General features: G+C 63.9%; 21 protein-coding genes. 16 read left to right on the top strand and 5 right to left on the bottom strand.

Annotated elements, in window-relative coordinates:
* The first annotated feature begins 147 nt into the window (after positions 1-147).
* On the top strand, positions 148-1,602 hold the full coding sequence (thiI, locus tag KUO17_RS22845) for a tRNA uracil 4-sulfurtransferase ThiI (RefSeq protein ID WP_217977852.1): 1,455 nt from the start codon (positions 148-150) through the stop codon (positions 1,600-1,602).
* 128 nt (positions 1,603-1,730) lie between these two features.
* The gene (gene typA / locus KUO17_RS22840; protein ID WP_217977851.1) at positions 1,731-3,551 is read left to right on the top strand and encodes a translational GTPase TypA; all 1,821 of its coding nucleotides are present in this window, start codon (positions 1,731-1,733) and stop codon (positions 3,549-3,551) included.
* 103 nt (positions 3,552-3,654) lie between these two features.
* Here the strand turns inward: typA and KUO17_RS22835 are convergent, their stop codons facing one another.
* The 3 genes from KUO17_RS22835 to KUO17_RS22825 all read right to left on the bottom strand — a co-directional run bounded on the left by KUO17_RS22835 (position 3,655) and on the right by KUO17_RS22825 (position 5,626).
* Entirely contained in the window at positions 3,655-4,860 is a 1,206-nt protein-coding gene (locus KUO17_RS22835) for a type II toxin-antitoxin system HipA family toxin (protein ID WP_217977850.1), read from the bottom strand.
* Positions 4,857-5,108: a helix-turn-helix transcriptional regulator gene (locus KUO17_RS22830; protein WP_217977849.1), complete on the bottom strand. Its 252-nt coding sequence runs from the start codon at positions 5,106-5,108 to the stop codon at positions 4,857-4,859. Before KUO17_RS22830 ends, KUO17_RS22835 begins: the two co-directional genes overlap by 4 nt.
* A gap of 113 nt (positions 5,109-5,221) precedes the next feature.
* Positions 5,222-5,626, bottom strand: a complete 405-nt coding sequence (locus KUO17_RS22825; RefSeq protein ID WP_217977848.1) for a YkgJ family cysteine cluster protein — start codon at positions 5,624-5,626, stop codon at positions 5,222-5,224.
* 199 nt (positions 5,627-5,825) lie between these two features.
* Here KUO17_RS22825 and KUO17_RS22820 point away from each other — a divergent pair, with 199 nt between their 5' ends.
* The 3 genes from KUO17_RS22820 to KUO17_RS22810 all read left to right on the top strand — a co-directional run bounded on the left by KUO17_RS22820 (position 5,826) and on the right by KUO17_RS22810 (position 10,030).
* The gene (locus tag KUO17_RS22820) at positions 5,826-8,276 is read left to right on the top strand and encodes a glycogen/starch/alpha-glucan phosphorylase (RefSeq protein ID WP_217977847.1); all 2,451 of its coding nucleotides are present in this window, start codon (positions 5,826-5,828) and stop codon (positions 8,274-8,276) included.
* 143 nt (positions 8,277-8,419) lie between these two features.
* Positions 8,420-9,430, top strand: a complete 1,011-nt coding sequence (locus KUO17_RS22815; protein ID WP_217977846.1) for a class 1 fructose-bisphosphatase — start codon at positions 8,420-8,422, stop codon at positions 9,428-9,430.
* 3 nt (positions 9,431-9,433) lie between these two features.
* Positions 9,434-10,030, top strand: a complete 597-nt coding sequence (locus KUO17_RS22810) for a DUF924 family protein (RefSeq protein ID WP_217977845.1) — start codon at positions 9,434-9,436, stop codon at positions 10,028-10,030.
* A 114-nt stretch (positions 10,031-10,144) separates the two neighbouring features.
* Here KUO17_RS22810 and KUO17_RS22805 read toward each other — a convergent pair whose 3' ends face one another.
* Positions 10,145-12,037: a methyl-accepting chemotaxis protein gene (locus KUO17_RS22805; RefSeq protein WP_217977844.1), complete on the bottom strand. Its 1,893-nt coding sequence runs from the start codon at positions 12,035-12,037 to the stop codon at positions 10,145-10,147.
* 229 nt (positions 12,038-12,266) lie between these two features.
* On the opposite strand from KUO17_RS22805, the gene KUO17_RS22800 reads away from it, so the two are divergent.
* Both KUO17_RS22800 and KUO17_RS22795 read left to right on the top strand, forming a co-directional pair.
* The gene (locus tag KUO17_RS22800) at positions 12,267-12,521 is read left to right on the top strand and encodes an outer membrane protein assembly factor BamE (RefSeq protein ID WP_217977843.1); all 255 of its coding nucleotides are present in this window, start codon (positions 12,267-12,269) and stop codon (positions 12,519-12,521) included.
* Positions 12,518-13,093 carry a lipocalin family protein gene (locus tag KUO17_RS22795; RefSeq protein WP_217977842.1) on the top strand — a complete coding sequence of 192 codons (576 nt, stop codon included), beginning with the start codon at positions 12,518-12,520 and terminating at the stop codon, positions 13,091-13,093. Before KUO17_RS22800 ends, KUO17_RS22795 begins: the two co-directional genes overlap by 4 nt.
* Before the next feature lie 109 nt (positions 13,094-13,202).
* Here the strand turns inward: KUO17_RS22795 and KUO17_RS22790 are convergent, their stop codons facing one another.
* Positions 13,203-14,567, bottom strand: a complete 1,365-nt coding sequence (locus KUO17_RS22790; RefSeq protein ID WP_217977841.1) for a formimidoylglutamate deiminase — start codon at positions 14,565-14,567, stop codon at positions 13,203-13,205.
* A gap of 143 nt (positions 14,568-14,710) precedes the next feature.
* Between KUO17_RS22790 and hutC the strand changes: the two genes are divergently transcribed.
* From hutC to dtd, 9 genes are all read left to right on the top strand, one after another.
* Positions 14,711-15,421, top strand: coding sequence for a histidine utilization repressor (hutC, locus tag KUO17_RS22785; RefSeq protein WP_217977867.1), 711 nt, complete (start codon positions 14,711-14,713; stop codon positions 15,419-15,421).
* Positions 15,418-15,990: a HutD/Ves family protein gene (locus KUO17_RS22780; RefSeq protein ID WP_217977840.1), complete on the top strand. Its 573-nt coding sequence runs from the start codon at positions 15,418-15,420 to the stop codon at positions 15,988-15,990. Before hutC ends, KUO17_RS22780 begins: the two co-directional genes overlap by 4 nt.
* Before the next feature lie 235 nt (positions 15,991-16,225).
* Complete coding sequence (gene hutU, locus KUO17_RS22775; protein ID WP_217977839.1) at positions 16,226-17,902, top strand: urocanate hydratase; 1,677 nt, start codon at positions 16,226-16,228, stop codon at positions 17,900-17,902.
* A gap of 64 nt (positions 17,903-17,966) precedes the next feature.
* On the top strand, positions 17,967-19,499 hold the full coding sequence (hutH, locus tag KUO17_RS22770) for a histidine ammonia-lyase (protein ID WP_217977838.1): 1,533 nt from the start codon (positions 17,967-17,969) through the stop codon (positions 19,497-19,499).
* 95 nt (positions 19,500-19,594) lie between these two features.
* Positions 19,595-20,989 (top strand): amino acid permease, encoded by a 1,395-nt coding sequence (locus KUO17_RS22765; protein ID WP_217977837.1) that lies wholly within the window; start codon positions 19,595-19,597, stop codon positions 20,987-20,989.
* A 15-nt stretch (positions 20,990-21,004) separates the two neighbouring features.
* Entirely contained in the window at positions 21,005-22,210 is a 1,206-nt protein-coding gene (gene hutI / locus KUO17_RS22760; RefSeq protein ID WP_217977836.1) for an imidazolonepropionase, read from the top strand.
* 11 nt (positions 22,211-22,221) lie between these two features.
* The gene (hutG, locus tag KUO17_RS22755) at positions 22,222-23,025 is read left to right on the top strand and encodes an N-formylglutamate deformylase (protein ID WP_217977835.1); all 804 of its coding nucleotides are present in this window, start codon (positions 22,222-22,224) and stop codon (positions 23,023-23,025) included.
* A 189-nt stretch (positions 23,026-23,214) separates the two neighbouring features.
* A complete protein-coding gene (gene pip, locus KUO17_RS22750) occupies positions 23,215-24,186 on the top strand; it encodes a prolyl aminopeptidase (RefSeq protein ID WP_217977834.1) in 972 nt (323 codons plus the stop codon).
* Positions 24,183-24,620 (top strand): D-aminoacyl-tRNA deacylase, encoded by a 438-nt coding sequence (gene dtd, locus KUO17_RS22745; protein WP_217977833.1) that lies wholly within the window; start codon positions 24,183-24,185, stop codon positions 24,618-24,620. The genes pip and dtd overlap by 4 nt, the downstream gene beginning before the upstream one ends.
* The last annotated feature ends 80 nt before the right edge of the window (positions 24,621-24,700 follow it).

Below are 24,700 nucleotides of genomic sequence, written 5' to 3'. Positions count from 1 at the left end.
TATGCACCCTTAGGAGGCGTTTTTGGTTCGCGGCGAACCAAAACGGTGCACTGAAAACCTTCTGTACAAAAGTTGCTCAAACCTTGAGCGATTTCCGCTATAATCCGCGCCCCTTCTTTTTCGGCTGGCCATGCGCGCGCTGTTTTCATGAAACTAATCGTCAAAGTATTCCCAGAGATCACCATCAAGAGCCGCCCGGTTCGCAAGCGCTTCATCCGTCAACTGGGCCGCAACATCCGCACCGTGCTCAAGGACCTCGATCCTGCGCTCGCGGTCGATGGTGTCTGGGACAATCTGGAGGTGGTCACCCGCCTGGACGACGAGAAAGTGCTGCGCGAAATGACCGAGCGCCTGAGCTGCATGCCGGGCATCGCGCATTTCCTGCAGGTCGATGAATACCCGCTGGGCGACTTCGACGACATCGTCGCCAAGTGCAAGACGCATTTCGGCCACCTGCTCGAAGGCAAGCATTTTGCCGTGCGCTGCAAGCGTGGCGGGCACCATGATTTCAGCTCGATGGACGTCGACCGTTATGTCGGCAGCCAGCTGCGCCAGCAATGCGGCGCCGCCGGCATCGACCTGCGCAACCCCGAAGTGCAGGTGCGCATCGAGATTCGCGACAAGCGCCTGTACGTGATCCACAACCAGCATAAGGGCATCGGCGGCTACCCGCTGGGCGCGCTGGAGCAGACCCTGGTGCTGATGTCCGGCGGTTTCGACTCCACCGTGGCGGCCTACCAGATGATGCGCCGCGGCCTGATGACCCACTTCTGCTTCTTCAACCTGGGCGGCCGTGCCCACGAGCTGGGCGTGATGGAAGTCGCGCACTACCTGTGGAAGAAATACGGCAGCAGCCAGCGCGTGCTGTTCGTCAGCGTGCCGTTCGAAGAGGTGGTGGGCGAGATCCTCGGCAAGGTCGACAACAGTTATATGGGTGTGACCCTCAAGCGCATGATGCTGCGGGCCGCGACCAACATTGCCGATCGCCTGCAGATCGACGCGCTGGTCACCGGCGAGGCGATCTCCCAGGTGTCCAGCCAGACCCTGCCCAACCTCGCGGTGATCGATGCGGCCACCGAGAAGCTGGTGCTGCGCCCGCTGCTGGCCAGCCACAAGCAGGACATCATCGACCAGGCCAACGAAATCGGCACCGCCGAGTTCGCCAAGCACATGCCCGAGTACTGCGGCGTGATCTCGGTGAACCCGACCACCTGTGCCAAGCGTCACCGCGTCGACCATGAAGAGCAGCAGTTCGACATGGCCGTGCTCGAGCGCGCCCTGGAGCGCGCCCGCCTGGTGTCGATCGACAACGTGATCGATGAACTGGGCCAGGATATCCAGATCGAAGAAGTCAGCCAGGCGCTGGCCGGGCAGGTGGTGATCGACATTCGCCACCCCGACGCCCAGGAAGACCAGCCTCTGGAACTGGACGGCATCGAGGTCAAGCCCTTGCCGTTCTACGCCCTCAACAGTCGCTTCAAGGAGCTGGACCCCACGCGCCAGTACCTGCTGTATTGCGACAAGGGTGTGATGAGTCGCCTGCATGCCCACCATCTACTGAGTGAGGGGCATGCCAATGTGCGCGTTTATCGTCCGACATAAGACGCCGGGGTTGTATGGCGGCAGTATCCGCCATCGCCCTCCCGACCGACGGGCCCGTTGAGCGCCGTTCATTCACATTCGCCGCCTAGACTGGGTGGCAACCCGAATCCTCTGATCGAGATACACAAGTGATCGAAAATCTACGCAACATCGCCATCATCGCCCACGTTGACCATGGTAAGACCACCCTGGTAGACAAACTCCTGCGTCAATCCGGCACCCTGGAGCGCAACGAGCTCAACGACGAGCGCGTGATGGACTCCAACGACCAGGAAAAAGAGCGCGGCATTACCATTCTGGCGAAAAACACCGCCATCAACTGGAACGGCTACCACATCAACATCGTGGACACCCCGGGCCACGCCGACTTCGGCGGTGAAGTAGAGCGTGTGATGTCGATGGTCGACTCCGTGCTGCTGCTGGTCGACGCTCAGGACGGCCCTATGCCGCAAACCCGCTTCGTGACCAAGAAGGCTTTCGAAGCCGGCCTGCGTCCGATCGTGGTGATCAACAAGGTCGACCGTCCAGGCGCGCGTCCTGATTGGGTTCTGGACCAGATCTTCGACCTGTTCGACAACCTGGGCGCCACCGAAGAGCAACTGGACTTCCAGGTTGTCTACGCCTCGGCCCTGAACGGCATTGCCGGCCTGGATCACACCGCCATGGGCGAAGACATGACCGCGCTGTACCAGGCGGTTGTCGATCACGTTCCAGCGCCCGCTGTGGACCGTGACGGCCCGTTCCAGATGCAGATCTCGGCACTGGACTACAACAGCTTCCTGGGTGTTATCGGCGTTGGCCGTATCGCCCGTGGTCGCGTCAAGCCGAACACCCCGGTGGTGGCTATCGACGTCGACGGCAAAGAGCGCAAAGGCCGCATCCTGAAGCTGATGGGTCACCACGGTCTGCACCGCGTCGACGTTGAAGAAGCAGCTGCCGGCGACATCGTCTGCATCAGCGGCTTCGACGAGCTGTTCATCTCCGACACCCTGTGCGACCCGTTGAACGTCGAAGCAATGAAGCCGCTGACCGTCGACGAGCCAACCGTTTCCATGACCTTCCAGGTAAACGACTCGCCCTTCTGCGGTAAAGAAGGCAAGTTCGTGACCTCGCGCAACATCAAGGAGCGTCTGGACAAAGAGCTGCTGTACAACGTTGCACTGCGCGTTGAAGAAGGCGACTCGGCTGACAAGTTCAAGGTGTCCGGCCGTGGTGAGCTGCACCTCTCGGTACTGATCGAAACCATGCGTCGCGAAGGCTTCGAGATGGCCCTGGGCCGTCCGGAAGTGATCATCCGTGAAGTCGACGGCGTGAAGCAGGAACCGTTCGAAAACGTCACCATCGACATCCCTGAAGAAGCGCAGGGCAAGGTCATGGAAGAGATGGGTCTGCGTAAGGGCGACCTGACCAACATGGTGCCGGATGGCAAGGGCCGTGTACGTCTGGAATACAACATCCCTGCTCGCGGTCTGATCGGTTTCCGTAACCAGTTCCTGACCCTGACCAACGGTGCTGGCATCCTGACCTCGATCTTCGATCGTTACGCTCCGGTGAAGTCGGGCCACATGTCCGGCCGTCAGAACGGCGTACTGGTTTCGGTTGAAACCGGCAAGGCGCTGACCTACTCGCTGGAAACCCTGCAGGCGCGCGGCAAGCTGTTCGTCGAGCACGGCCAGGAGATCTACAACGGTCAGATCGTCGGCCAGAACAGCCGCGACAACGACCTGGGCGTCAACCCTACCAAGGGCAAGAAGCTCGACAACATGCGTGCTTCGGGCAAAGACGAAACCATCGCACTGGTTCCGCCGGTTCGCTTCACGCTGGAACAGGCTCTGGAATACATCCAGGAAGACGAGCTGTGTGAAGTCACGCCTAAGTCCATCCGTCTTCGCAAGAAGATCCTGGACGAAAGCGAGCGTACCCGCGCTGCGAAGAAAGCCAAGGCTTGATGTTCTAGCCCTCGCTGAATGAAAACGCCCCCGGTCCAAAGGCCGGGGGCGTTTTTGTTTGTGCGGGCCAGCCTTCGCCGGCAACGCCGGCTTCTGCAGGGGGCTAGCCGAAGGACTGCTCGTAGGGTAAGGCACATCGACGAATGGCGGCAGCAACGTCGGGCGCTGCTTCAACCAGTTCCAGCTCGTGCAGAAGTGTTCCTTCCACCGCTTGCAGAAGCTGCTGAATCCGGCCCCGTGGGTCATCGACCAGGCAGCGTTTTCCGAACGCCAGGATGGAGAGGCGTGAGGCGAAAATGGATTTCTGGTTATCCAGATTCAACGCCAGAGAATCGTCTGGCAGGTAAGTCGTGGTATTGACGATGTCATACGCGGGTGCCAGAACGGCGTCGTTCGCACTGGGGGTGGTACACATCAGGCCGAAATTCTTCAAGTGGGCGTCGCCGTTCCCTACGATGCAGCTCAAGGCGACGATGTCGAACAGCGCCTGAAGGCTTTCGCGCTGCTTCAGTGGCGCAACGAACACCTCGATGGCCTTGGCAATATGCTCGTAGCTTTTACTGTACTTGTCGGCGGTGCCGAGACCCATAAGTACCGCCATGTCCTCAAAGCCAAGCGCATTCAAATCCCGGTCTCTGTCGAAGCGGCGCATGACGAACAGGTTCTTGTCCGCGGACAGGTAGAACTCCGGCGTCGCGATGCCCGCAGCACTCGCCATCGACATGCAAAGGTACTCGTTGATCGCCATGTGAGGGAATTTGCCCTTGCCACTTTTGACGATCAGGTCAGCGGTTGCTGCTGTTGCCTTGAGGGGGCTATCGACTTTTTCTGGCACCAGAACCTTTGGCTGCACACCCGAGATACCAGAGCGAAGAATGTAGCGATCAACCAGGTCGTTGAATATATCTTCTGTCCCATCCCAACTGAGGATTTCATCCAGTCGTACACCGGCGTCCGAGTCGGCTCTGGCGTGCAGAAAATTGTCGACGACTGATGAGGTCGCACGCACACGGCCAATCGGGCTGTTGTGACCGGAGATGGCCAATAGCAGCATGGGGTTGAGCGGGGTGACCTTGGCCAGGCGATTGCGCAGTTCCTCCAGGACATAGCCCTCAGGCAGGTTCATCTGGAAGATCGGATGAAGGTCGCGTGAGCGATACTCTTCTCGGCGCGCAGGCATGGTCATGCTGATTGCTGTGGCGGGCACCAGCGCACTGTCGTGGCGAAAGGCATAATCGCCATTGCTTGCTTGATAGACTCGCCCGCCCGGGCCTTGCGGTGTCGAGACAAGCAGGTCCTGCGCGCTCAACGGAATACATCCTCCAGTTCATCGAGCGTCGGCAAGGATTTGGCGATGATCCGGACTTCGCCGCCAAGCGCGTTCAATGCCCGGTCGTAATAGGACATGGCAACCGTGCTGGAGCCTTGCTCGATCTCGCTGAGTTTTTGACGCGTGATGCCAATGCGCTCTGCCAGCTCGACCTTGGTCATCCCGCGACTCTTGCGCATCTCTTGGATGCTGCGGCCGATACGTTGCGACATCAGGGAGTTTTCCATGTTACGTAAACCTAACATTCATTGGATTTTGTTAGGTAAACATAACATTTGTGAGCCGTCAAACACCCAGGCGTTTCAAGCGCCCGCGTTCCGATGGTCGGTGCAGGGTGTTTTCAGCGTGCCGCAGGCTTGGGCTTGTACGCGCAATACCCCGGCCGCGGGCCGATCCTGGGGTGGTTGCGGCAGGTGTCCGGGCGCTTGTCGTAAATGGTGCAGAAGCGCGTCTTGCGGTCCAGGTACAGGCAATCGTCATTGCTCATGCGCTGCAAGGTGAAGATCCCGGACTTCTGGTTGAAGCGCTCCACGATTCCATCCTTCTGCAACCGCTTGGCAATGTTCTTGGGCGGCTCGCCCTTTTCGAATTCGTCCACCACACCGATGCGGATCAGGTCGTTGAGCTTGACCTCCACCGGCAAGGTGCAGCAACTGGATACGCAGCCCCCGCACATATGGCTGGCATACCTCTGCCAGGTGTCCAGGCGGTCGAGTTCGGCGGCGGCAATCAGGGTCGGTTTCATCAGGCTCAGGTTATTAGATGTTCTGTGGGCGCGCGATCATACCGGAGTTGGTCAAAATGTGAACAACCATTTGCCGGCTTTGCGTGCAAGCGGTACTGCTTTTGCACAGAAACACGCGAACCTGGGCTATCGCTCCCGGTCGAACCGTCTAGGCTGAGAAATCTCCATCCGAATTCGTCAACTTGCCCGAGGACGTCGTATGTCTCAGGAACCACTCGCACGTGACGCAGAGGTGGCCGCGTTTCGCACCGCTGTACTGGAAAAGCTGACCTACGCGGTCGGCAAGGACCCCGAACACGCCTTCGAGCATGACTGGTTCGAAGCCATTGCGCTGGCCGCCCGCGACCACATGGTCGACCACTGGATGGACCACACCCGGCAGATCTACCGCAAAAGCCAGAAGCGCGTGTACTACCTCTCCCTCGAGTTCCTGATCGGCCGACTGCTGTACGACAGCCTGAGCAACCTGGGCTTGCTGGATATCGCCCGCGAGGCGATGACCGGCCTGGATGTGGACCTGGAGCGCATCCGCCTGCTCGAACCCGATGCGGCATTGGGCAACGGTGGCCTGGGCCGCCTGGCGGCGTGCTTCATGGAAAGCATGTCGACCCTGGGCATCGCCGCCCACGGCTATGGCATCCGCTACGAGCACGGCCTGTTCCGCCAGGCGGTGGTCGATGGCTGGCAGCAGGAGCAGACCGAGAACTGGCTGGACTTCGGCAACCCCTGGGAGTTCGAGCGTGCCGAGGTGATCTACCCGATCAGCTTTGGCGGCAGTGTCGAAACCAGGCAGGACGGCGCCGGTCAGCCGCGCCAGGTGTGGTGGCCGGGCGAAACGGTGCGTGCGGTGGCGTATGACACCCCGGTGGTCGGGTGGCGCGGGGCCAGCGTCAATACCCTGCGCCTGTGGCGTGCGCGGGCCCTGGAGGAGCTGCACCTGGAGCGCTTCAACGCCGGTGACCACCTGGGGGCGGTGGCCGAAGTGGCGCGCGCCGAAAGCATCTCGCGCGTGCTGTACCCGGCCGACAGCACCGAGGCCGGGCAGGAACTGCGCCTGCGCCAGGAATACTTCTTCGTCTCGGCCTCGCTGCAGGACCTGCTGCGCCGCCACCTGAACATGAACCCCAGCCTGCTCAACCTGCATGAAAAGGCCGCGATCCAGCTCAACGACACCCACCCCTCGATTGCCGTGGCCGAGCTGATGCGCCTGCTGGTGGACCAGCACGAGGTGCCGTGGGACACCGCCTGGCAGCTCACCGTCGATACCCTGGCCTACACCAACCACACCCTGCTGCCCGAGGCGCTGGAGACCTGGTCGGTGGGGCTGATGGAGCGCATGTTGCCGCGCCACATGCAGATCATCTACCTGATCAACGCCTTCCACATCGACGCCCTGCGCGCCAAGGGCATCCACGATTTCGACGTGCTGCGCGCCGTTTCGCTGATCGAGGAAGACAACGGCCGCCGGGTGCGCATGGGCAACCTGGCGTTTCTCGGCTCGCACAGTGTCAACGGGGTGTCGGGGCTGCACACCAAGCTGATGCGCAGCACCGTGTTTTCCGAAATGCACAAGCTCTACCCCGAGCGGATCAACAACAAGACCAACGGCATCACCTTCCGCCGCTGGCTGTACCAGGCCAACCCGCAGCTCACCGGCATGCTGGTGGAGGCGCTGGGCCCCGACGTGCTCGACGACCCCGAGAAGCACCTCAAGGGCCTCGAACCGTTCGCCGACAAGGCGGCGTTTCGCAAGGCCTTCGCCGAACAGCGCCTGCACAGCAAGAAGGCCCTGGCCAGCCTGATCCAGGAGCGCCTGGGCATCACGGTCAACCCCGAAGCGATGTTCGATGTACAGGTCAAGCGCATCCACGAGTACAAGCGCCAGTTGCTCAACCTGCTGCACACCGTGGCGCTGTACCAGGCGATTCGCGCAGAACCGGGCACCAACTGGGCGCCGCGGGTGAAGATCTTCGCCGGCAAGGCAGCGGCCAGCTATCACCAGGCCAAGCTGATCATCAAGCTGTCCAACGACATCGCCAAGGTGGTCAACAATGACCCGACCGTGCGCGGGCTGCTCAAGGTGGTGTTCCTGCCCAACTACAACGTCAGCCTGGCCGAGAGCATCATCCCGGCGGCCGACCTGTCGGAGCAGATCTCCACGGCCGGCTACGAGGCCTCGGGCACCAGCAACATGAAGTTCGGCCTCAACGGCGCACTCACCATCGGCACCCTGGACGGCGCCAACGTCGAGATGTGCGAGCAGGTGGGGGCCGAGCACATGTTCATCTTCGGCCTCACCTCGCAGCAGGTGGAGGGGCGCAAGCGCAGCGGCGACTTCGGTGCCAATGCCGCCATCGGCGCCTCGTATCGGCTCAACGATGTGCTGCAGGCGATCCGTGGCGGGGTGTTTTCGCCGGATGATCCGGGCCGCTACGTGGGCCTGATCGATTCGCTGGTGGCCTACGACCGCTTCCTGCTGTGCGCCGACTTCGACGCCTACTGGGAGGCCCAGCGCCGCGTCGAGGAACTGTGGCACGAGCCCAAGCTGTGGTGGCGCTCGGCGGTGCTCAACACCGCGCGCATGGGCTGGTTCTCGTCGGACCGCACCATCCGCGAGTACGCCAGCGAGATCTGGCAGGCACTGGAGTAGCCCGTCGGCACCTTGCCCGGGGGCCTGAACCTTCGGGCCAATGTGTCGTCTGATCGGGCGAGCATGTCCTATTGCTCGCTAGCGCTTCACTCTCCCTGTAAACTGCGTGGGTTTTTTACTACCCCCATCCTCCGGAGCCTTACATGTCCCGCGTTACCCTGAGTCGCTACCTGATTGAGCAGACCCGCAGCAACAGCACCCCTGCCGATCTGCGCTTCCTTATCGAAGTGGTGGCGCGTGCGTGCAAGGAAATCAGCCATAACGTGTCCAAGGGCGCCCTGGGCGGCGTGCTCGGCAGCATGGGCACCGAAAACGTGCAAGGCGAAGTCCAGAAGAAGCTGGACGTGATCTCCAACGACATCCTGCTCGAAGCCAACGAGTGGGGCGGCCACCTGGCCGGCATGGCCTCCGAAGAAATGGACAACGCCTACCAGATCCCGGGCAAATACCCTAAAGGTGCCTACCTGCTGGTATTCGACCCGCTGGACGGTTCGTCGAACATCGACGTCAACGTGTCGGTCGGCACCATCTTCTCGGTACTGCGCTGCCCCAACGAGTACCTGAGCCAGAACGAAAGCCTGAACGAGCAGGCCTTCCTGCAGCCAGGCACCGAGCAGGTGGCTGCCGGCTACGCCATCTACGGCCCGCAGACCATGCTGATCCTGACCCTGGGCAACGGCGTCAAGGGCTTCACCCTGGACCGCGAACTGGGCAGCTTCGTGCTGACCCACGAGAACATCCAGGTGCCGGAAACCACCGCCGAGTTCGCCATCAACATGTCCAACCAGCGCCACTGGGAAGCCCCGGTGACCCGCTACGTGGGCGAGCTGCTGGCCGGCGAGACCGGCCCGCTGAAAAAGAACTACAACATGCGCTGGATCGCCTCGATGGTGGCCGACGTGCACCGCATCCTGACCCGTGGCGGCCTGTTCATGTACCCGCGTGATGCGCGCGAGCCTTCCAAGCCAGGCAAGCTGCGCCTGATGTACGAAGCCAACCCGATGTCGTTCATCATCGAACAGGCCGGCGGCGCCTCTACCGACGGTCGCCAGCGCATCCTCGACATCCAGCCCGAGAGCCTGCACCAGCGTGTGGCGGTGTTCCTGGGCTCCAGGCAGGAAGTCGAGCGCGTCACGGGTTATCACCAGGAGTAAATCATGCTCGCACCTTGGCAGCCGTTGTTGGAATGGTGGTTCGGCTGGGGCAACAGCCCCCAGGCCGTGGCTGACGAGAAGAGCACGCTGTGGTTCGGCAAGCACCACGACGACGAGGCGCGCGAGCGCTTCGGCGAGCTGGCGGAGCAGGCCCTGGCGGGTGGGTTGGACGAATGGCTGGTGTGCCCGCAGGGGTGGCTGGGCCTGGTCCTGCTGCTGGACCAGCTGCCGCGCATGATCCACCGTGACACCCAGCATGCCTTCGATGGCGACCGGCGGGCGCAGGTGCTGGTGATGCAGGGCCTGGACAAGGCCTGGGATTACCAGCTGCTGCCGATCCAGCGGGTGTTCATCCTGTTGGTGCTGGAGCATGCCGAGGTGCTGGACTGGCAGAACATCAGCATCGAGCGTTACCAGCTGTTGCTGGATGCGCAGCCTGACAGCGATCGGCGCCTGTTCGAGGGGTTCCTCGACTATGCCGAGCAGCACCAGCGCGTGATTGCGCGGTTCGGCCGGTTCCCGCACCGCAACCTGCTGCTGAACCGCCCGAGCACCGATGAAGAGATGGATTTTCTGCTGGAGCCGGGTTCACGGTTCTGATTGTGCGACCGACTTGTCGGCCCCTTCGCCGGCAAGCCGGCTCCCACAGGTTTTGTGTACACCTCATTTCCTTGTGGGAGCTGGCTTGCCAGCGAAGAGGTCGGCACAGTCACACTAGATCCTGAAGCTGCCCACCAGGTGCTTCAAGCGATCCACCTGGCTCTCCAGGTCATTGCAGGCCCGCAACGTCGCCTGCAGATTCTCCACCCCTTCCTGATTCAGCGTATTGATCTCGGTAATGTCGACATTGATCGACTCGACCACGGCCGTCTGCTCTTCGGTCGCCGTCGCCACCGACTGGTTCATCCCGTCGATCTCGCCAATGCGCAGGGTCACGCTGCCCAGCCGTTCACCGGCCTGGTTGGCGATGCCCACGCTGTGCTGGCTCTGGCGCTGACTCTCGGTCATGGTGCTGACCGCCACCTGGGCACCGGCCTGCAGCTCTTCGATGATCTTCTGCACCTGCTGCGCCGAGTCCTGGGTGCGGTGCGCCAGGTTGCGCACTTCATCGGCCACCACCGCAAAGCCGCGCCCGGCTTCACCGGCACGCGCCGCCTCGATCGCCGCGTTGAGCGCCAGCAGGTTGGTCTGCTGGGAAATCCCGCTGATCACTTCAAGGATCTGCCCGATGTTCACCGTGTTGGCGTTGAGCATCTCGATGTTGGTGCATGAGTCGCTGATCTTGGCCGACAGCTGGTTCATCACCGCGATGGTCTGGTTGACCACGTCCTGGCCGTCGGCAGCCTGGTTGCGCGCCTCGCTGGAATGCTGCGAGGCGAGGGCGGCGTTCTGCGCGATCTCCTGGGCAGCGGCGCCCAGCTGGTTGATCGCCGCCGCCACGCTGCTGGTACGACCGCTCTGCTGGTCGGCATTGTGGATCGAGGCATTGGAGGCGCTGACCACGCGCAGTGCCACTTCGTTGACCTGGCCGGTTGCCGAGGACACTTCGCGGATCGAATCGTGGATGCGCTCCACAAAGCGGTTGAACGACTTGCCCAGCATGCCGAACTCGTCATGCGCATGAATGCGCAGGCGCTTGGTCAGGTCGCCTTCGCCTTCGGCGATGTCGTGCATGGCACGGCCCATCACGTGCAGCGGTTCCATCAGCACGCGGATCAGCACACCCAGCAGCGCGATGATGATCAGCACGGCGATCAACGTAGCGATGATCGCCGAGGTACGGAACTCGCTGAGCATGGCGAAGGCGTAGTCCTGGTCGACCACCAGCGCCACGTACCAGTCGGCCGACGGCACGCCGTTGACCTGGGTGAACGTGATGAACTGCTTGCGCCCGTCCACCTCGACTTCCTTCAGCCCGCTGCCCAGTTGCGGCGTGCCCTGTGGGTACACCTCGGCCAGGCTCTTGAGGGCCAGCTTGCTGTCGGGATGGATCAGGATCCTGCCCGCGCCGTTGACGATGAACGCTTGCCCGTGGCCGTCGAAGTTCAGCGAGTTGATGATCGTGCTGATGGTGGCAAGGTCGGTATCGGCGCCGCTCACGCCAACCAGGCGCCCGCCCTGCTGCACCGGGGTGGCGATGGTGATGACCAGCTTGCTCATGGACGCCGAGATATACGGCTCGGTGACGATGGTGCGCCCGGCGTCGTTGGCGGCCTTGTACCAGCCGCGTACCCGCGGGTCGTAGTCGGCGGCGCGGTTGCCCACCGGTATCGACTGCATGCTGCCGTCCTGGCCGCCGAAGTAGGTCAGCGCGAAGTTGCTGGCGTACACCGGCAGCGCCAGGCTGCGGTCCAGGCTCGGCTTGCCCGCGCCATCCACCGCCACCTGCTGGGCCAGCGACTGCAGCAGCTGGATACGGCTTTGGAGCCAGGTCTGGATATTGCCGGTGGTCAGGCTGCCCAGTTCCTGCAGCGAGGCTTCGGTATTGGCGCGCAGCGATTGGCGCTGACGGTAGTCGTTGAACAGGATGAAACAGGTGAATGCCACGGCGACCACGAGGGCGGCGGCCAGCAGAATCTTGTGGCTGAACTTCAGGTTTTTGGTCATTGCGAGGTCTGTCTGCACAAGGCGGTCAACGGGAGTGCTCAGCGAACGGTCGCAGCACCCCCCTGTGTCGCCTGTTGTGGGAAAAAGATGAGCCTTAAACGCGACTAGTCGACAAAAGGCGCAGATAAACGTCAAGGAAAACAGTGGGTCCGGGAACCGGATAGGGCTTTTTCCTTCTAAGCTCAGGTCAAGCCCCGTGCTGGCATCCTCATGTTCAGGAGTGACCCCCATGTCGTTGCGTTCTCTCGCCCTGTTGTCGTTGTGCGTGTTGCTGGCTGCGTGCAGCAAGATCAATCAGGAAAACTACTCCAGGCTTCAGGCGGGTATGCCCAAGGCCGAGGTCGAGCGGCTGCTCGGCAGCCCGACCGAGTGCTCCGGCGCGCTGGGCATGTCCAGTTGCACCTGGGGTGACGAGAAGAGCTTCATCAGCGTGCAGTATGCCGCCGACAAGGTGCTGATGTACTCGGGGCAGGGGCTCAAATGAGAGGTCTGCATCTACTGCTGAGCCTGTGTGCCGTGGTGCTGCTGGGCGGTTGCGCGCATTCGTTCGACGAGGGCCCGTTGCCGCCCAAGACCGTCGAGCGTGTCGACTTCAAGCGTTACCAGGGCAAGTGGTTCGAGCTGGCGCGGTTGCCGATGTTCTTCCAGCGCGACTGCGCGCAGAGCGAGGCGCATTACAACCTGCGCCCGGACGGTACGGTGGGGGTGCTCAACCGTTGCCTCACGCTGCAGGGTGAATGGCAGCAGGCCAGTGGCACGGCCACGCCGCAGGTGCCGGGCAAGACCGACAAGCTGTGGGTCGAGTTCGACAACTGGTTCTCCACGTTGTTGCCGGGCGTGGCCAAGGGTGATTACTGGGTGCTGTATGTGGACAAGGACTACCAGACCGCGCTGGTGGGCAACCCGGACCGCAAGTACCTGTGGATCCTGTCGCGCAAGCCGACGATCCCGGCGCTGGAGCGCGAGAGCCTGCTGGCGCGTGCGCGCCAGCAAGGGTATGACACCACACGGCTGATCTGGCGCGTTTCCGACCGGGATATCGCGCGCAGTCAGTGACGGCCTCTTCGCTGGCAAGCCAGCGCCCACAGGTACATCGGTGACTTCAAGATCACTGCAATCGCTGTGGGAGCTGGCGTGCCAGCGAAGGCCGCGCCGCGGATAGACATCAACCCAGCAAATTGCGCAGCACCCCGGCAAACGCCTGCGCACTCTGCGCTTCATCGGCATGCCGCCCCTGGCGCACCACCCACGTGCCATTGACCATCACGTCACGCACCTGCCGATCCCCGCCGGCGAACAGCCAGCGATTGAGAATCCCGTCTGCACTCGCCGTAGCAATGTACGGGTCCAGCCCGTCCAGCACGATCCAGTCGGCGCGCTTGCCCACCGCCAGTTCGCCGATCGGCTGCCCGAGTGCCTGTGCCCCGCCTGCCAGTGCGGCATCGAACAGCGTGCGCCCCACCATCGGCTGCTCGGCACCGTACAGGCGATTGCGCCGTTGATCGCGCAGGCGTTGGCCGTACTCCAGCCAGCGCAGTTCCTCCACCACGCTCAGCGACACATGGCTGTCCGAGCCGATGCCCAGGCGCCCACCCTGGGCCAGGTAATCGACAGCGGGGAAAATGCCGTCGCCCAGGTTGGCTTCGGTAGTCAGGCACAAGCCCGCCACCGCACCGCTGCGCGCCATCAGCGACACTTCGTCCGCTTGGGCATGGGTCGCATGCACCAGGCACCAGCGCGCATCGACCTCGGCATGTTTATGCAGCCACTGCAATGGCCGGCGACCGCTCCAGGCCAGGCAGTCGTCGACTTCCTTCTGCTGTTCGGCAATGTGGATATGCACCGGGCAGGCGCTGTCGCTGGCGGCCATCACCTCGCTGATCTGCTGCGGGGTGACCGCGCGCAGGGAGTGGAAGCACACGCCCAGGCGCTGCGCCGGCTGCTGCGCGAGCAACGGCGCCAGTTGCGCCTGCAGTTTCAGGTACTGCTCGGTGCTGTTGATAAACCGGCGCTGCCCGTCGTTGGGGGCCTGCCCGCCAAACCCCGAATGGCTGTAGAGCACCGGCAGCAAGGTCAGGCCGATGCCAGTGTCGGCCGCTGCCTGGCTGATGCGCAGCGACAGCTCGGCCGGGTCGGCATAGGCCTTGCCCTGGGTGTCATGGTGCACGTAATGGAACTCGGCCACCGAGGTGTAGCCGGCCTTGAGCATCTCGATATACAGCTGGCGCGCGATCACGCCCAATTGCTCGGGGCTGATCTTGCCGACCAGCCGGTACATCAGCTCGCGCCACGTCCAGAAACTGTCATTGGGGTTGCCGGCCACCTCTGCCAGGCCCGCCATTGCCCGCTGGAAGGCATGCGAATGCAGGTTGGGCATGCCCGGCAGCAGCGGCCCGGCCAGTCGCTCGGCGCCTTCTGCCGTGGCATCGGGTTGCACGCGGCTCAGCAGGCCATCGGCGCCCACCTCGATTCGCACGTTTTCAGCCCAGCCCGTAGGCAGCAAGGCACGTTCGGCAAAGAACACGGACATCGACAGGTCACCCCTTTCTGGTTATTTGTATATACATATACAGACGTTTGCCTGCCCGGTAAACTGCGGCACTCTACCGTTCATACCCACCACCAAGGATTTTTGCCGTGCCGACACCTCCTGTCTCCGCGCTGGTTGCCCAGATGGGCGAGGTCCCGGCGCCGCTGTACGCGCGGGTCAAGCAGATGATCGCCCAGCAGATCCAGAACGGCAGCTGGCCGCCGCATCATCGCGTGCCCTCCGAGAGCGAACTGGTCAGCGAACTGGGCTTCAGCCGCATGACCATCAACCGCGCCTTGCGCGAGCTGACCGCCGAAGGCCTGCTGGTGCGCATGCAGGGCGTTGGCACCTTCGTCGCCGAGCCCAAAAGCCGCTCGGCGCTGTTCGAGGTCAACAACATTGCCGATGAGATCGCCGCGCGCGGTCACCAGCATACCTGCCAGGTGATCACCCTGGCCGAAGAGGCGGCCGGCTCCGAGCGGGCGCTGGCGCTGGACATGCGCGAAGGCCAGCGGGTGTTCCATTCACTGATCGTGCACTACGAGAACGGGATCGCAGTGCAGATCGAAGACCGCTTCGTCAACGCCCAGATCGCACCGGACTACCTCAAGCAGGACTTCACCCGCCAGACCCCGTATGCGTACCTGTCGCAGGTGGCGCCGCTGACCGAGGGCGAGCACGTGGTCGAGGCGATATTGGCCGAGCCCGCAGAGTGCCGGCTGTTGCAGATCGAGCCGGGCGAGCCGTGCCTGCTGATCCGCCGCCGCACCTGGTCCGGACGCCAGCCGGTCACGGCGGCGCGCCTGATTCATCCGGGTTCCCGTCATCGTTTGGAAGGACGCTTCAGCAAATGAGTTCGTTGACCTTGTTACACGCCGCCGACTACCCGCGCATGCCGTGGAAGAACGGCGGCGGCAGCACCGAAGAGATCACCCGTGATGGCGGCGCAGGCCTGGACGGCTTCGGCTGGCGCCTGTCGATTGCCGATATCGAGGCGTCGGGCGGCTTTTCCAGCTTCGCCGGCTACCAGCGCATCATCAGCGTGCTGCAGGGCGATGGCATGCGCCTGGTGGTGGACGGGCACGCCAGCCGTGAGCTGATACCGTTCGATGCGTTCGCCTTCAGCGGTGAGAGCGCGGTGAGCTGCAGCCTGCTGGGCGGGCCGATACGGGACTTCAACCTGATCTACGCGCCGCAGCGGTTTGCCGCGCGCTTGCAGTGGCTGGCCGGTGACAGCCGGGTGTACAGCTCGGCGCAGACGCTGCTGGTGTTCGCTGCCGATGAGCAGGTGCAGGTTGCGCTCGCCGGGCAGCCGGAGCAGGTGCTGGGGCGTTATGACTGCCTGCGCCTGGACGCCAATCAGGGCCTGGTGGAGTTGCAGGTCAGTGGGCAGGTCTGCCTGATCGAGCTGAGCGAACGTTAAGTCTGGGCTGCTCTGCAGCCTTTCGCTGGCAAGCCAGCTCCCACAGGTACGGCGTTGCACTCCAGTGCAGTGGGCAACCTGTGGGAGCTGGCTTGCCAGCGAAGGCGCCCGAAAGGTCGACGCCAAGGTGAAGGTTTTTTGGTTGGCTGTACTTGTACATACAAGTAAAGGTGTGTTTGTATAGCACCCATGGCAGTGCCATCCCGAATTCGCCTTTCGCTCGAGGAGCCCTTACGTGACGAACAAGCACAATAAATTCCGTGACGTCGAAATCCGCGCCGCCCGCGGCACCCAGCTGACCGCCAAGAGCTGGCTGACCGAAGCGCCGCTGCGCATGCTGATGAACAACCTCGACCCGGAAGTTGCCGAGAACCCGAAAGAGCTGGTGGTGTACGGCGGCATCGGCCGCGCCGCGCGCAACTGGGAGTGCTACGACAAGATCGTAGAAAGCCTCACCCACCTGAACGACGACGAGACCCTGCTGGTGCAATCCGGCAAGCCGGTCGGCGTATTCAAGACCCACAGCAACGCCCCGCGCGTACTGATCGCCAACTCCAACCTGGTGCCGCACTGGGCCAACTGGGAACACTTCAACGAACTGGATGCCAAGGGCCTGGCCATGTATGGCCAGATGACCGCCGGCAGCTGGATCTACATCGGCAGCCAGGGCATCGTGCAGGGCACCTACGAAACCTTCGTGGAGGCCGGCCGCCAGCACTACAACGGTAGCCTCAAGGGCAAGTGGGTACTCACCGCAGGCCTGGGCGGCATGGGCGGCGCGCAGCCACTGGCCGCGACCCTGGCCGGCGCCAGCTCGCTGAACATCGAGTGCCAGCAGAGCCGCATCGACTTCCGCCTGAGCAGCCGCTACGTGGATGAGCAGGCCACCGACCTGGACGACGCCCTGGCGCGCATCGCCAAATACACCGCCGAAGGCAAGGCCATCTCCATCGCACTGCTGGGCAACGCCGCCGAAATTCTCCCCGAGCTGGTCAAGCGTGGCGTACGCCCCGACATGGTCACCGACCAGACCAGCGCCCACGACCCGCTCAACGGCTACCTGCCGGCCGGCTGGACCTGGGAGCAGTACCGCGACCGCGCGCAGAGCGACCCGGCGGCGGTGGTCAAGGCCGCCAAGCAGTCGATGGCCGTGCACGTACAGGCCATGCTCGACTTCCAGAAACAGGGCATCCCGACCTTCGACTACGGCAACAACATCCGCCAGATGGCCAAGGAAGAGGGCGTGACCAATGCCTTCGATTTCCCGGGCTTCGTGCCGGCCTATATCCGCCCGCTGTTCTGCCGCGGCGTGGGCCCGTTCCGCTGGGCCGCGCTGTCGGGCGATGCCCAGGACATCTACAAGACCGACGCCAAGGTCAAGGAACTGATCCCCGACGACGCCCACCTGCACAACTGGCTGGACATGGCCCGCGAGCGCATCAGCTTCCAGGGCCTGCCGGCACGTATCTGCTGGGTGGGCCTGGGCCTGCGCGCCAAGCTGGGCCTGGCGTTCAACGAAATGGTGCGCAGCGGCGAGCTGTCGGCACCGATCGTGATCGGCCGCGACCACCTGGACTCCGGCTCCGTCTCCAGCCCCAACCGTGAAACCGAAGCCATGCAGGACGGCTCGGACGCCGTGTCCGACTGGCCGCTGCTCAACGCCCTGCTCAACACCGCCAGCGGCGCGACCTGGGTTTCGCTGCACCACGGCGGCGGCGTAGGCATGGGCTTCTCGCAGCACTCGGGCATGGTCATCGTGTGCGACGGCACCGACGAGGCCGCCGAGCGTATCGCCCGCGTACTGCACAACGACCCGGCCACGGGTGTGATGCGCCATGCCGATGCCGGTTATCAGATCGCCATCGACTGCGCGAAAGAGCAGGGCCTGAACCTGCCGATGATCACGCGCTGATCGGCGCCCTGGTCGATACTGAATTCATGACGGGCGTGAACGCCTGTCGAGACGGAGCAATAACGTGACCCAATTGACCCTGAAGCCTGGCACCCTGACCTTGGCCCAGCTGCGTGCGATCTACCAGCAACCGCTGACCCTGCAGCTGGACGCCAGCGCCGACCAGCAGATCGAAGACAGCGTGGCCTGCGTCGAGCAGATCCTCGCCGAAGACCGCACCGCCTACGGCATCAATACCGGTTTCGGCCTGCTGGCCTCGACCCGCATCGCCAGCTGCGACCTGGAAAACCTGCAGCGCTCGCTGGTGCTGTCCCACGCCGCCGGCGTCGGCGCGCCGCTGGACGACGCGCTGGTGCGCCTGATCATGGTGCTCAAGGTCAACAGCCTGAGCCGTGGGTTCTCGGGCATCCGGCGCAAGGTGATCAACGCGCTGATCGCCCTGATCAACGCCCAGGTCTACCCGCACATCCCGCTCAAGGGCTCGGTCGGCGCCTCGGGCGACCTCGCGCCCCTGGCGCATATGTCGCTGGTGCTGCTGGGCGAAGGCAAGGCCCGCCACCAGGGCCAATGGCTGTCGGCCACCGAAGCGCTGGCAGTGGCCGGCCTGGAGCCGCTGACCCTGGCCGCCAAGGAAGGCCTGGCCTTGCTCAACGGCACCCAGGCGTCCACTGCCTATGCCCTGCGCGGCCTGTTCGAAGGCGAAGACCTGTTTGCCGCGGCCGTCGCCTGCGGCAGCCTCACCGTCGAGGCGGTACTGGGCTCGCGCTCGCCGTTCGACGAGCGCATTCACCAGGCCCGTGGCCAGCGTGGCCAGATCGACTCGGCCGCCTGCTACCGTGACCTGCTGGGCGATGGCACTGAAGTGTCGGCCTCGCACAAGGACTGCGGCAAGGTACAGGACCCGTACTCGCTGCGTTGCCAGCCACAAGTGATGGGCGCCTGCCTGACCCAGTTGCGCCAGGCCGCCGAGGTGCTGGTAGTCGAGGCCAACGCGGTGTCCGACAACCCGCTGGTGTTCGCCAGGGAAGGGGACGTGATCTCCGGCGGCAACTTCCACGCCGAGCCGGTGGCCATGGCCGCCGACAACATGGCCCTGGCCATCGCCGAGATCGGCTCGCTGAGCGAGCGCCGCATCTCGCTGATGATGGACAAGCACATGTCGCAGCTGCCGCCGTTCCTGGTGGCCAATGGCGGGGTCAACTCCGGCTTCATGATCGCCCAGGTCACTGCGGCGGCACTGGCCAGCGAGAACAAGGCGCTGGCGCACCCGCACAGCGTGGACAGCATCCCCACCTCGGCCAACCAGGAAGACCATGTGTCGATGGCCCCGGCTGCCGGCAAGCGCCTGTGGGAAATGGCCGAGAACACCCGTGGCGTGCTGGCCGTGGAATGGCTGGCGGCCTGCCAGGGCCTGGACCTGCGCACCGGCCTCAAGACCTCGCCGAAACTGGAGCAGGCCCGCCAGGCCCTGCGTGGCAAGGTCGCCCACTACGACAAGGACCGTTTCTTCGCCCCCGACATCGAGGCGGCCATCGCCTTGCTGGCCGAAGGCACGCTGACCGGCCTGCTGCCAGCCAAGGTGCTGCCTAGCCTCTGACGCCCCCGGCTGGCCGTGCAGGCCAGCCGTCTGCCGCGCGAACCCAGCCGGGTTCGTGCTGCTTTTCGCCTACAAAAAAAAACAGGAACGCGAAAATGCAATCTCAAGCACAAGGTCTCAAGCGCGGGCTGACGGCCCGGCATATTCGATTCATGGCACTGGGCTCGGCCATCGGCACCGGGCTGTTCTACGGCTCTGCCGCGGCTATCCAGATGGCCGGTCCCGCGGTACTGCTGGCCTACCTGATCGGCGGCGCGGCCGTGTTCATGGTCATGCGCGCGCTCGGCGAAATGGCCGTGCACAACCCTGTCTCCGGCTCATTCGGCAAATACGCCAGCACCTACCTGGGGCCCATGGCCGGCTTCGTGCTGGGCTGGACCTACGCCTTTGAAATGATCATCGTGTGCCTGGCCGACGTCACGGCGTTCGGCATCTACATGGGCTTCTGGTTTCCCGACGTGGCGCGCTGGATCTGGGTGCTGGGTATCGTGTTCCTGATCGGCGGCCTCAACCTGTGCAACGTCAAGGTGTTCGGCGAGATGGAGTTCTGGCTGTCGCTGCTCAAGGTCGGCGCGATCGTCGCGATGATTCTGGCCGGCTTCGGCATCATGGCCTTCGGCCTGGCCAATGCCGAGGCAGGTAACGCGGTGGGCATCAGCAACCTGTTCGAGCATGGCGGCTTCATGCCCAACGGCGTCGGTGGCCTGATCGCTTCGTTCGCGGTGGTGATGTTCGCCTTCGGCGGCATCGAGATCATCGGCATCACCGCCGGTGAAGCCAAGGACCCGCAGCGCGTGATCCCCAAGGCGATCAACGCCGTCCCGCTGCGCATCCTGCTGTTCTACGTGCTGACCCTGTTCGTGCTGATGTGCCTGTACCCCTGGCCGCAGATCGGCAGCCAGGGCAGCCCGTTCGTGCAGATCTTCAGCAACCTGGGGATCGGCTCGGCGGCCACGGTGCTCAATATCGTGGTGATTTCGGCAGCCGTATCGGCCATCAACAGCGACATCTTCGGTGCCGGGCGCATGATGTACGGCCTGGCCGAACAGGGCCACGCGCCCAAGGGCTTTGCCAGGATCTCGCGCCACGGCGTGCCGTGGATGACCGTGCTGGTGATGGGCGCCGCGCTGCTGGGCGGCGTGGTGCTCAACTACCTGATCCCAGAGAACGTGTTCCTGCTGATCGCCTCCATCGCCACCTTTGCTACGGTGTGGGTGTGGTTGATGATCCTGGTGACCCAGGTGGCCATGCGTCGCAGCATGAGCCGCGAAGAAGTCGCGCAACTGAAGTTCCCGGTACCGTTCTGGCCGTACGGGCCTATCGCAGCCATCGCCTTCATGCTGTTCGTGTTCGGTGTGCTGGGTTACTTCCCGGACACCCAGGCGGCGCTGCTGGTCGGCGTGGTGTGGGTGGTGTTCCTGGTCGGCGCCTACTGGCTGTGGTGCAAGCCGCGCGGTGCGGTGACACAGCCGGTGTCGACCCCTCAATAGCTTCGGAGACTGTGCATGAAAACCCTCTGGCAGCACTGCCACGTGGCAAGCATGGCGCACGGCGCCTACTCGATCATCGAGGACGCGGCCATCGTCACGTCCGCCGGGCGCATCGACTGGGTCGGCCCGCGTCATGCGCTGCCGGATCTCTTGCCTGACAGCACGGTCGACCTGGGCGGTGCCTGGGTCACGCCCGGGCTGATCGACTGCCATACCCATGCGGTGTTCGGCGGCAACCGCAGCGGCGAGTTCGAACAGCGCCTGCAGGGCGTCAGCTATGCCGAGATCGCCGCCCAGGGCGGCGGTATCGCCAGCACCGTGCGGGCCACCCGCGCGGCCAGCGAAGACCAGCTGTATGCCAGCGCCCTGCGCCGCGTGCAGGCGTTGATGCGCGATGGCGTGACCACCCTGGAGATCAAGTCCGGCTACGGCCTGGACCTGGCCAACGAAGGCAAGATGCTCAGGGTCGCGCGCCGGCTCGGCGAGACACTGGCGCTGACGGTACGCACCACGTGCCTGGCCGCCCATGCGTTGCCACCGGAATACACCGGGCGCGCGGATGACTACATCGAGCATGTCTGCGAGCAGATGCTGCCTGCACTGGCCGCCGAGGGGCTGGTGGATGCAGTGGATGCGTTCTGCGAATACCTGGCGTTTTCGCCGGCGCAGGTCGAGCGGCTGTTCCTCAAGGCGCGCGAGCTGGGCCTGCCGGTCAAGCTGCACGCCGAACAGCTGTCGTCGCTGCACGGTTCGAGCCTGGCGGCGCGCTATCAGGCGCTGTCGGCCGATCACCTGGAGTTCATGGACGAGGACGATGCCATCGCCATGGCCAACGCCGGGACCGTGGCGGTACTGCTGCCGGGGGCGTTCTATTTTCTGCGTGAAACCCAGCTGCCGCCGATGGACGCGTTGCGCAGGCACGGGGTGAAGATCGCGATTGCCAGCGACCTCAACCCCGGTACGTCGCCGGCGTTGTCGTTGCGCCTGATGCTGAACATGGCCTGCACCTTGTTGCGCATGACCCCGGAAGAAGCCCTGGCCGGTGTCACCGTGCATGCCGCCACCGCCCTTGGGCTGGGCGACAGCCACGGTTCGCTGGAGGTGGGCAAGGTGGCCGACTTCGTCGCCTGGGACATCGAGCGGCCGGCGGACCTGGCGTACTGGCTGGGCGGCGACCTGCAAAAACGCATCGTGCGCCACGGCGTTGAACTGACTGACTGAGGGGAGGTTGCATGGACAAGGTAATGAGTTTTCACCAGGGGACGCTGCCGCTGCTGGTCAGCATCCCGCACGCCGGCCTCAAGCTGACCCCGGCGGTCGAGGCCGGGCTGGTGGACGCGGCCACGGGCCTGCCGGACACCGACTGGCACATCCCGCGCCTGTACGATTTTGCCCGTGAACTGGGGGCGAGCGTGGTGGTGGGGGAGTATTCGCGGTTCGTCATCGACCTGAACCGTCCCGAGGACGACCAGCCGTTGTATGCCGGCGCGACCACCGGGTTGTTCCCGGCCACGCTGTTCGAGGGCGAGCCGCTGTTCAAGGACGGGCTGGCACCGTCGGCGCAGGAACGCGCAGGCTATCTGGAGGGGATCTGGCGGCCGTATCACGACACGCTCATTGCCGAGCTGGCGCGCCTGCGTGAACAGTTCGGTTATGCGCTGCTGTGGGATGCGCATTCGATCCGTTCGGTGATCCCGCACCTGTTCGACGGCACGCTGCCGGACTTCAACATCGGCACGTTCAATGGCGCCAGCTGCGACGCAGCGCTGGCCGAACGGGTCAAGGCGGTGGCTGCCCAGGCCCAGGGCTACAGCCATGTGCTCAACGGGCGCTTCAAGGGCGGGCATATCACCCGGCATTACGGCAACCCGGCCGAGCATGTGCATGCGGTGCAACTGGAGCTGGCGCAGTGCAGGTATATGGAAGAGGTGGCGCCGTTCGCCTACCGCGACGATCTGGCGCAGCCGACGCAGCGGGTGCTGGAGCAGATGCTGGTGGCGATGCTGGGGTGGGGGCGGGAGCGCTACCCGGCATAGGACCGCGGCGCGGCCTTCGCTGGCAAGCCAGCTCCCACAGGAATGGCAATGCTCTCTGGGGCGGCGCTGTACCTGTGGGAGCTGGCTTGCCAGCGAAGGGGCACTAAAGCCGAACACAGGTACATGCTCAAAGCGCATTTCGGGTTTATGATGCCCAACGGCAGACTATTTCCCCACACGGAGTGCGTAATGCAGACCTTGTACCCGCAGATCAAACCCTACGCCCGGCACGATCTGGCCGTGGAAGCACCGCATGTACTGTATGTCGATGAGAGCGGTTCGCCGGAAGGTCTGCCCGTGCTGTTCATTCACGGCGGCCCGGGTGCCGGCTGCGATGCGCAAAGCCGCTGCTATTTCGACCCCAACCTGTACCGCATCGTCACCTTCGACCAGCGTGGCTGTGGCCGCTCCACCCCGCACGCGAGCCTGGAGAACAACACCACCCAGGCCCTGATCGAAGACATCGAGCGCATCCGCAAGCACCTGAACATCGACAAGTGGGTGCTGTTCGGCGGCTCCTGGGGTTCGACCCTGGCGCTGGCCTACGCCCAGACCCACCCCGAGCGCGTGCACGGCCTGATCCTGCGCGGCATCTTCCTGTGCCGCCCGCAAGAAATCGAATGGTTCTACCAGGCCGGTGCCAGCCGCCTGTTCCCCGACTACTGGCAGGACTACATCGCGCCGATCCCGGCCGACGAGCGTGGCGATCTGGTCAAGGCTTTCCACAAGCGCCTCACCGGCAACGACCAGATTGCCCAGATGCACGCGGCCAAGGCCTGGTCCACCTGGGAAGGGCGCACCGCCACCCTGCGCCCCAACCCGCTGGTGGTCGACCGCTTCTCCGAGCCGCAGCGCGCGCTGTCGATCGCCCGCATCGAATGTCACTACTTCATGAACAACGCCTTCCTGGCGCCCGACCAGCTGATTCGCGACATGCCGCGCATCGCCCACCTGCCGGCGGTGATCGTGCATGGCCGCTATGACGTGATCTGCCCCCTGGACAACGCCTGGGAACTGCACCAGGCCTGGCCCAACAGCGAGTTGAAGGTGATCCGCGACGCCGGCCATGCCGCCTCCGAGCCTGGCATCACCGACGCACTGGTACGCGCCGCCGACCAGATGGCCCGGCGCCTGCTGGACCTGCCGCTGGACGAAGCGTGAAGGGGTTGCTGCAACGCGCGCGTGGCGCGCGGGTAGAGGTAGACGGTGAAATCGTCGGCGCCATCGACCAGGGCCTGCTGGTGCTGGTTGCGGTCGAACCTGGCGACACGCCGGCGCATGCCGACAAGCTGCTGCACAAGTTGCTCAACTACCGGGTGTTCAGTGACGCGCAGGGCAAGATGAACCTGTCGCTCAAGGACATCGGCGGCGGCCTGCTGCTGGTGTCGCAGTTCACCCTGGCTGCCGACACCCAAAGTGGCCTGCGCCCGAGCTTTTCCAGTGCTGCGCCACCGGCGCTCGGCGCCGAGTTGTTCGACTACCTGCTGGCCCAGGCAGGCCTCAAGCACGAGCAGGTCGCCAGCGGGCGTTTTGGTGCCGATATGCAGGTGCACCTGGTCAATGATGGCCCTGTAACATTTATGTTACAAATATGAAGGTAAAAAGCCCCCTGTCAGTATGAAAACAGGGGGTTTTTTACATAAATAGTTGCTTGGCCCTGATGCGTTGTAACGCG

Origin of the sequence: Pseudomonas aegrilactucae (assembly GCF_019168305.1) — a bacterium.
Classification (GTDB): domain Bacteria; phylum Pseudomonadota; class Gammaproteobacteria; order Pseudomonadales; family Pseudomonadaceae; genus Aquipseudomonas; species Aquipseudomonas aegrilactucae.
The sequence above is the reverse complement of the archived record's forward strand: the minus strand, read 5'-3'. Positions and strand labels throughout refer to the sequence as shown.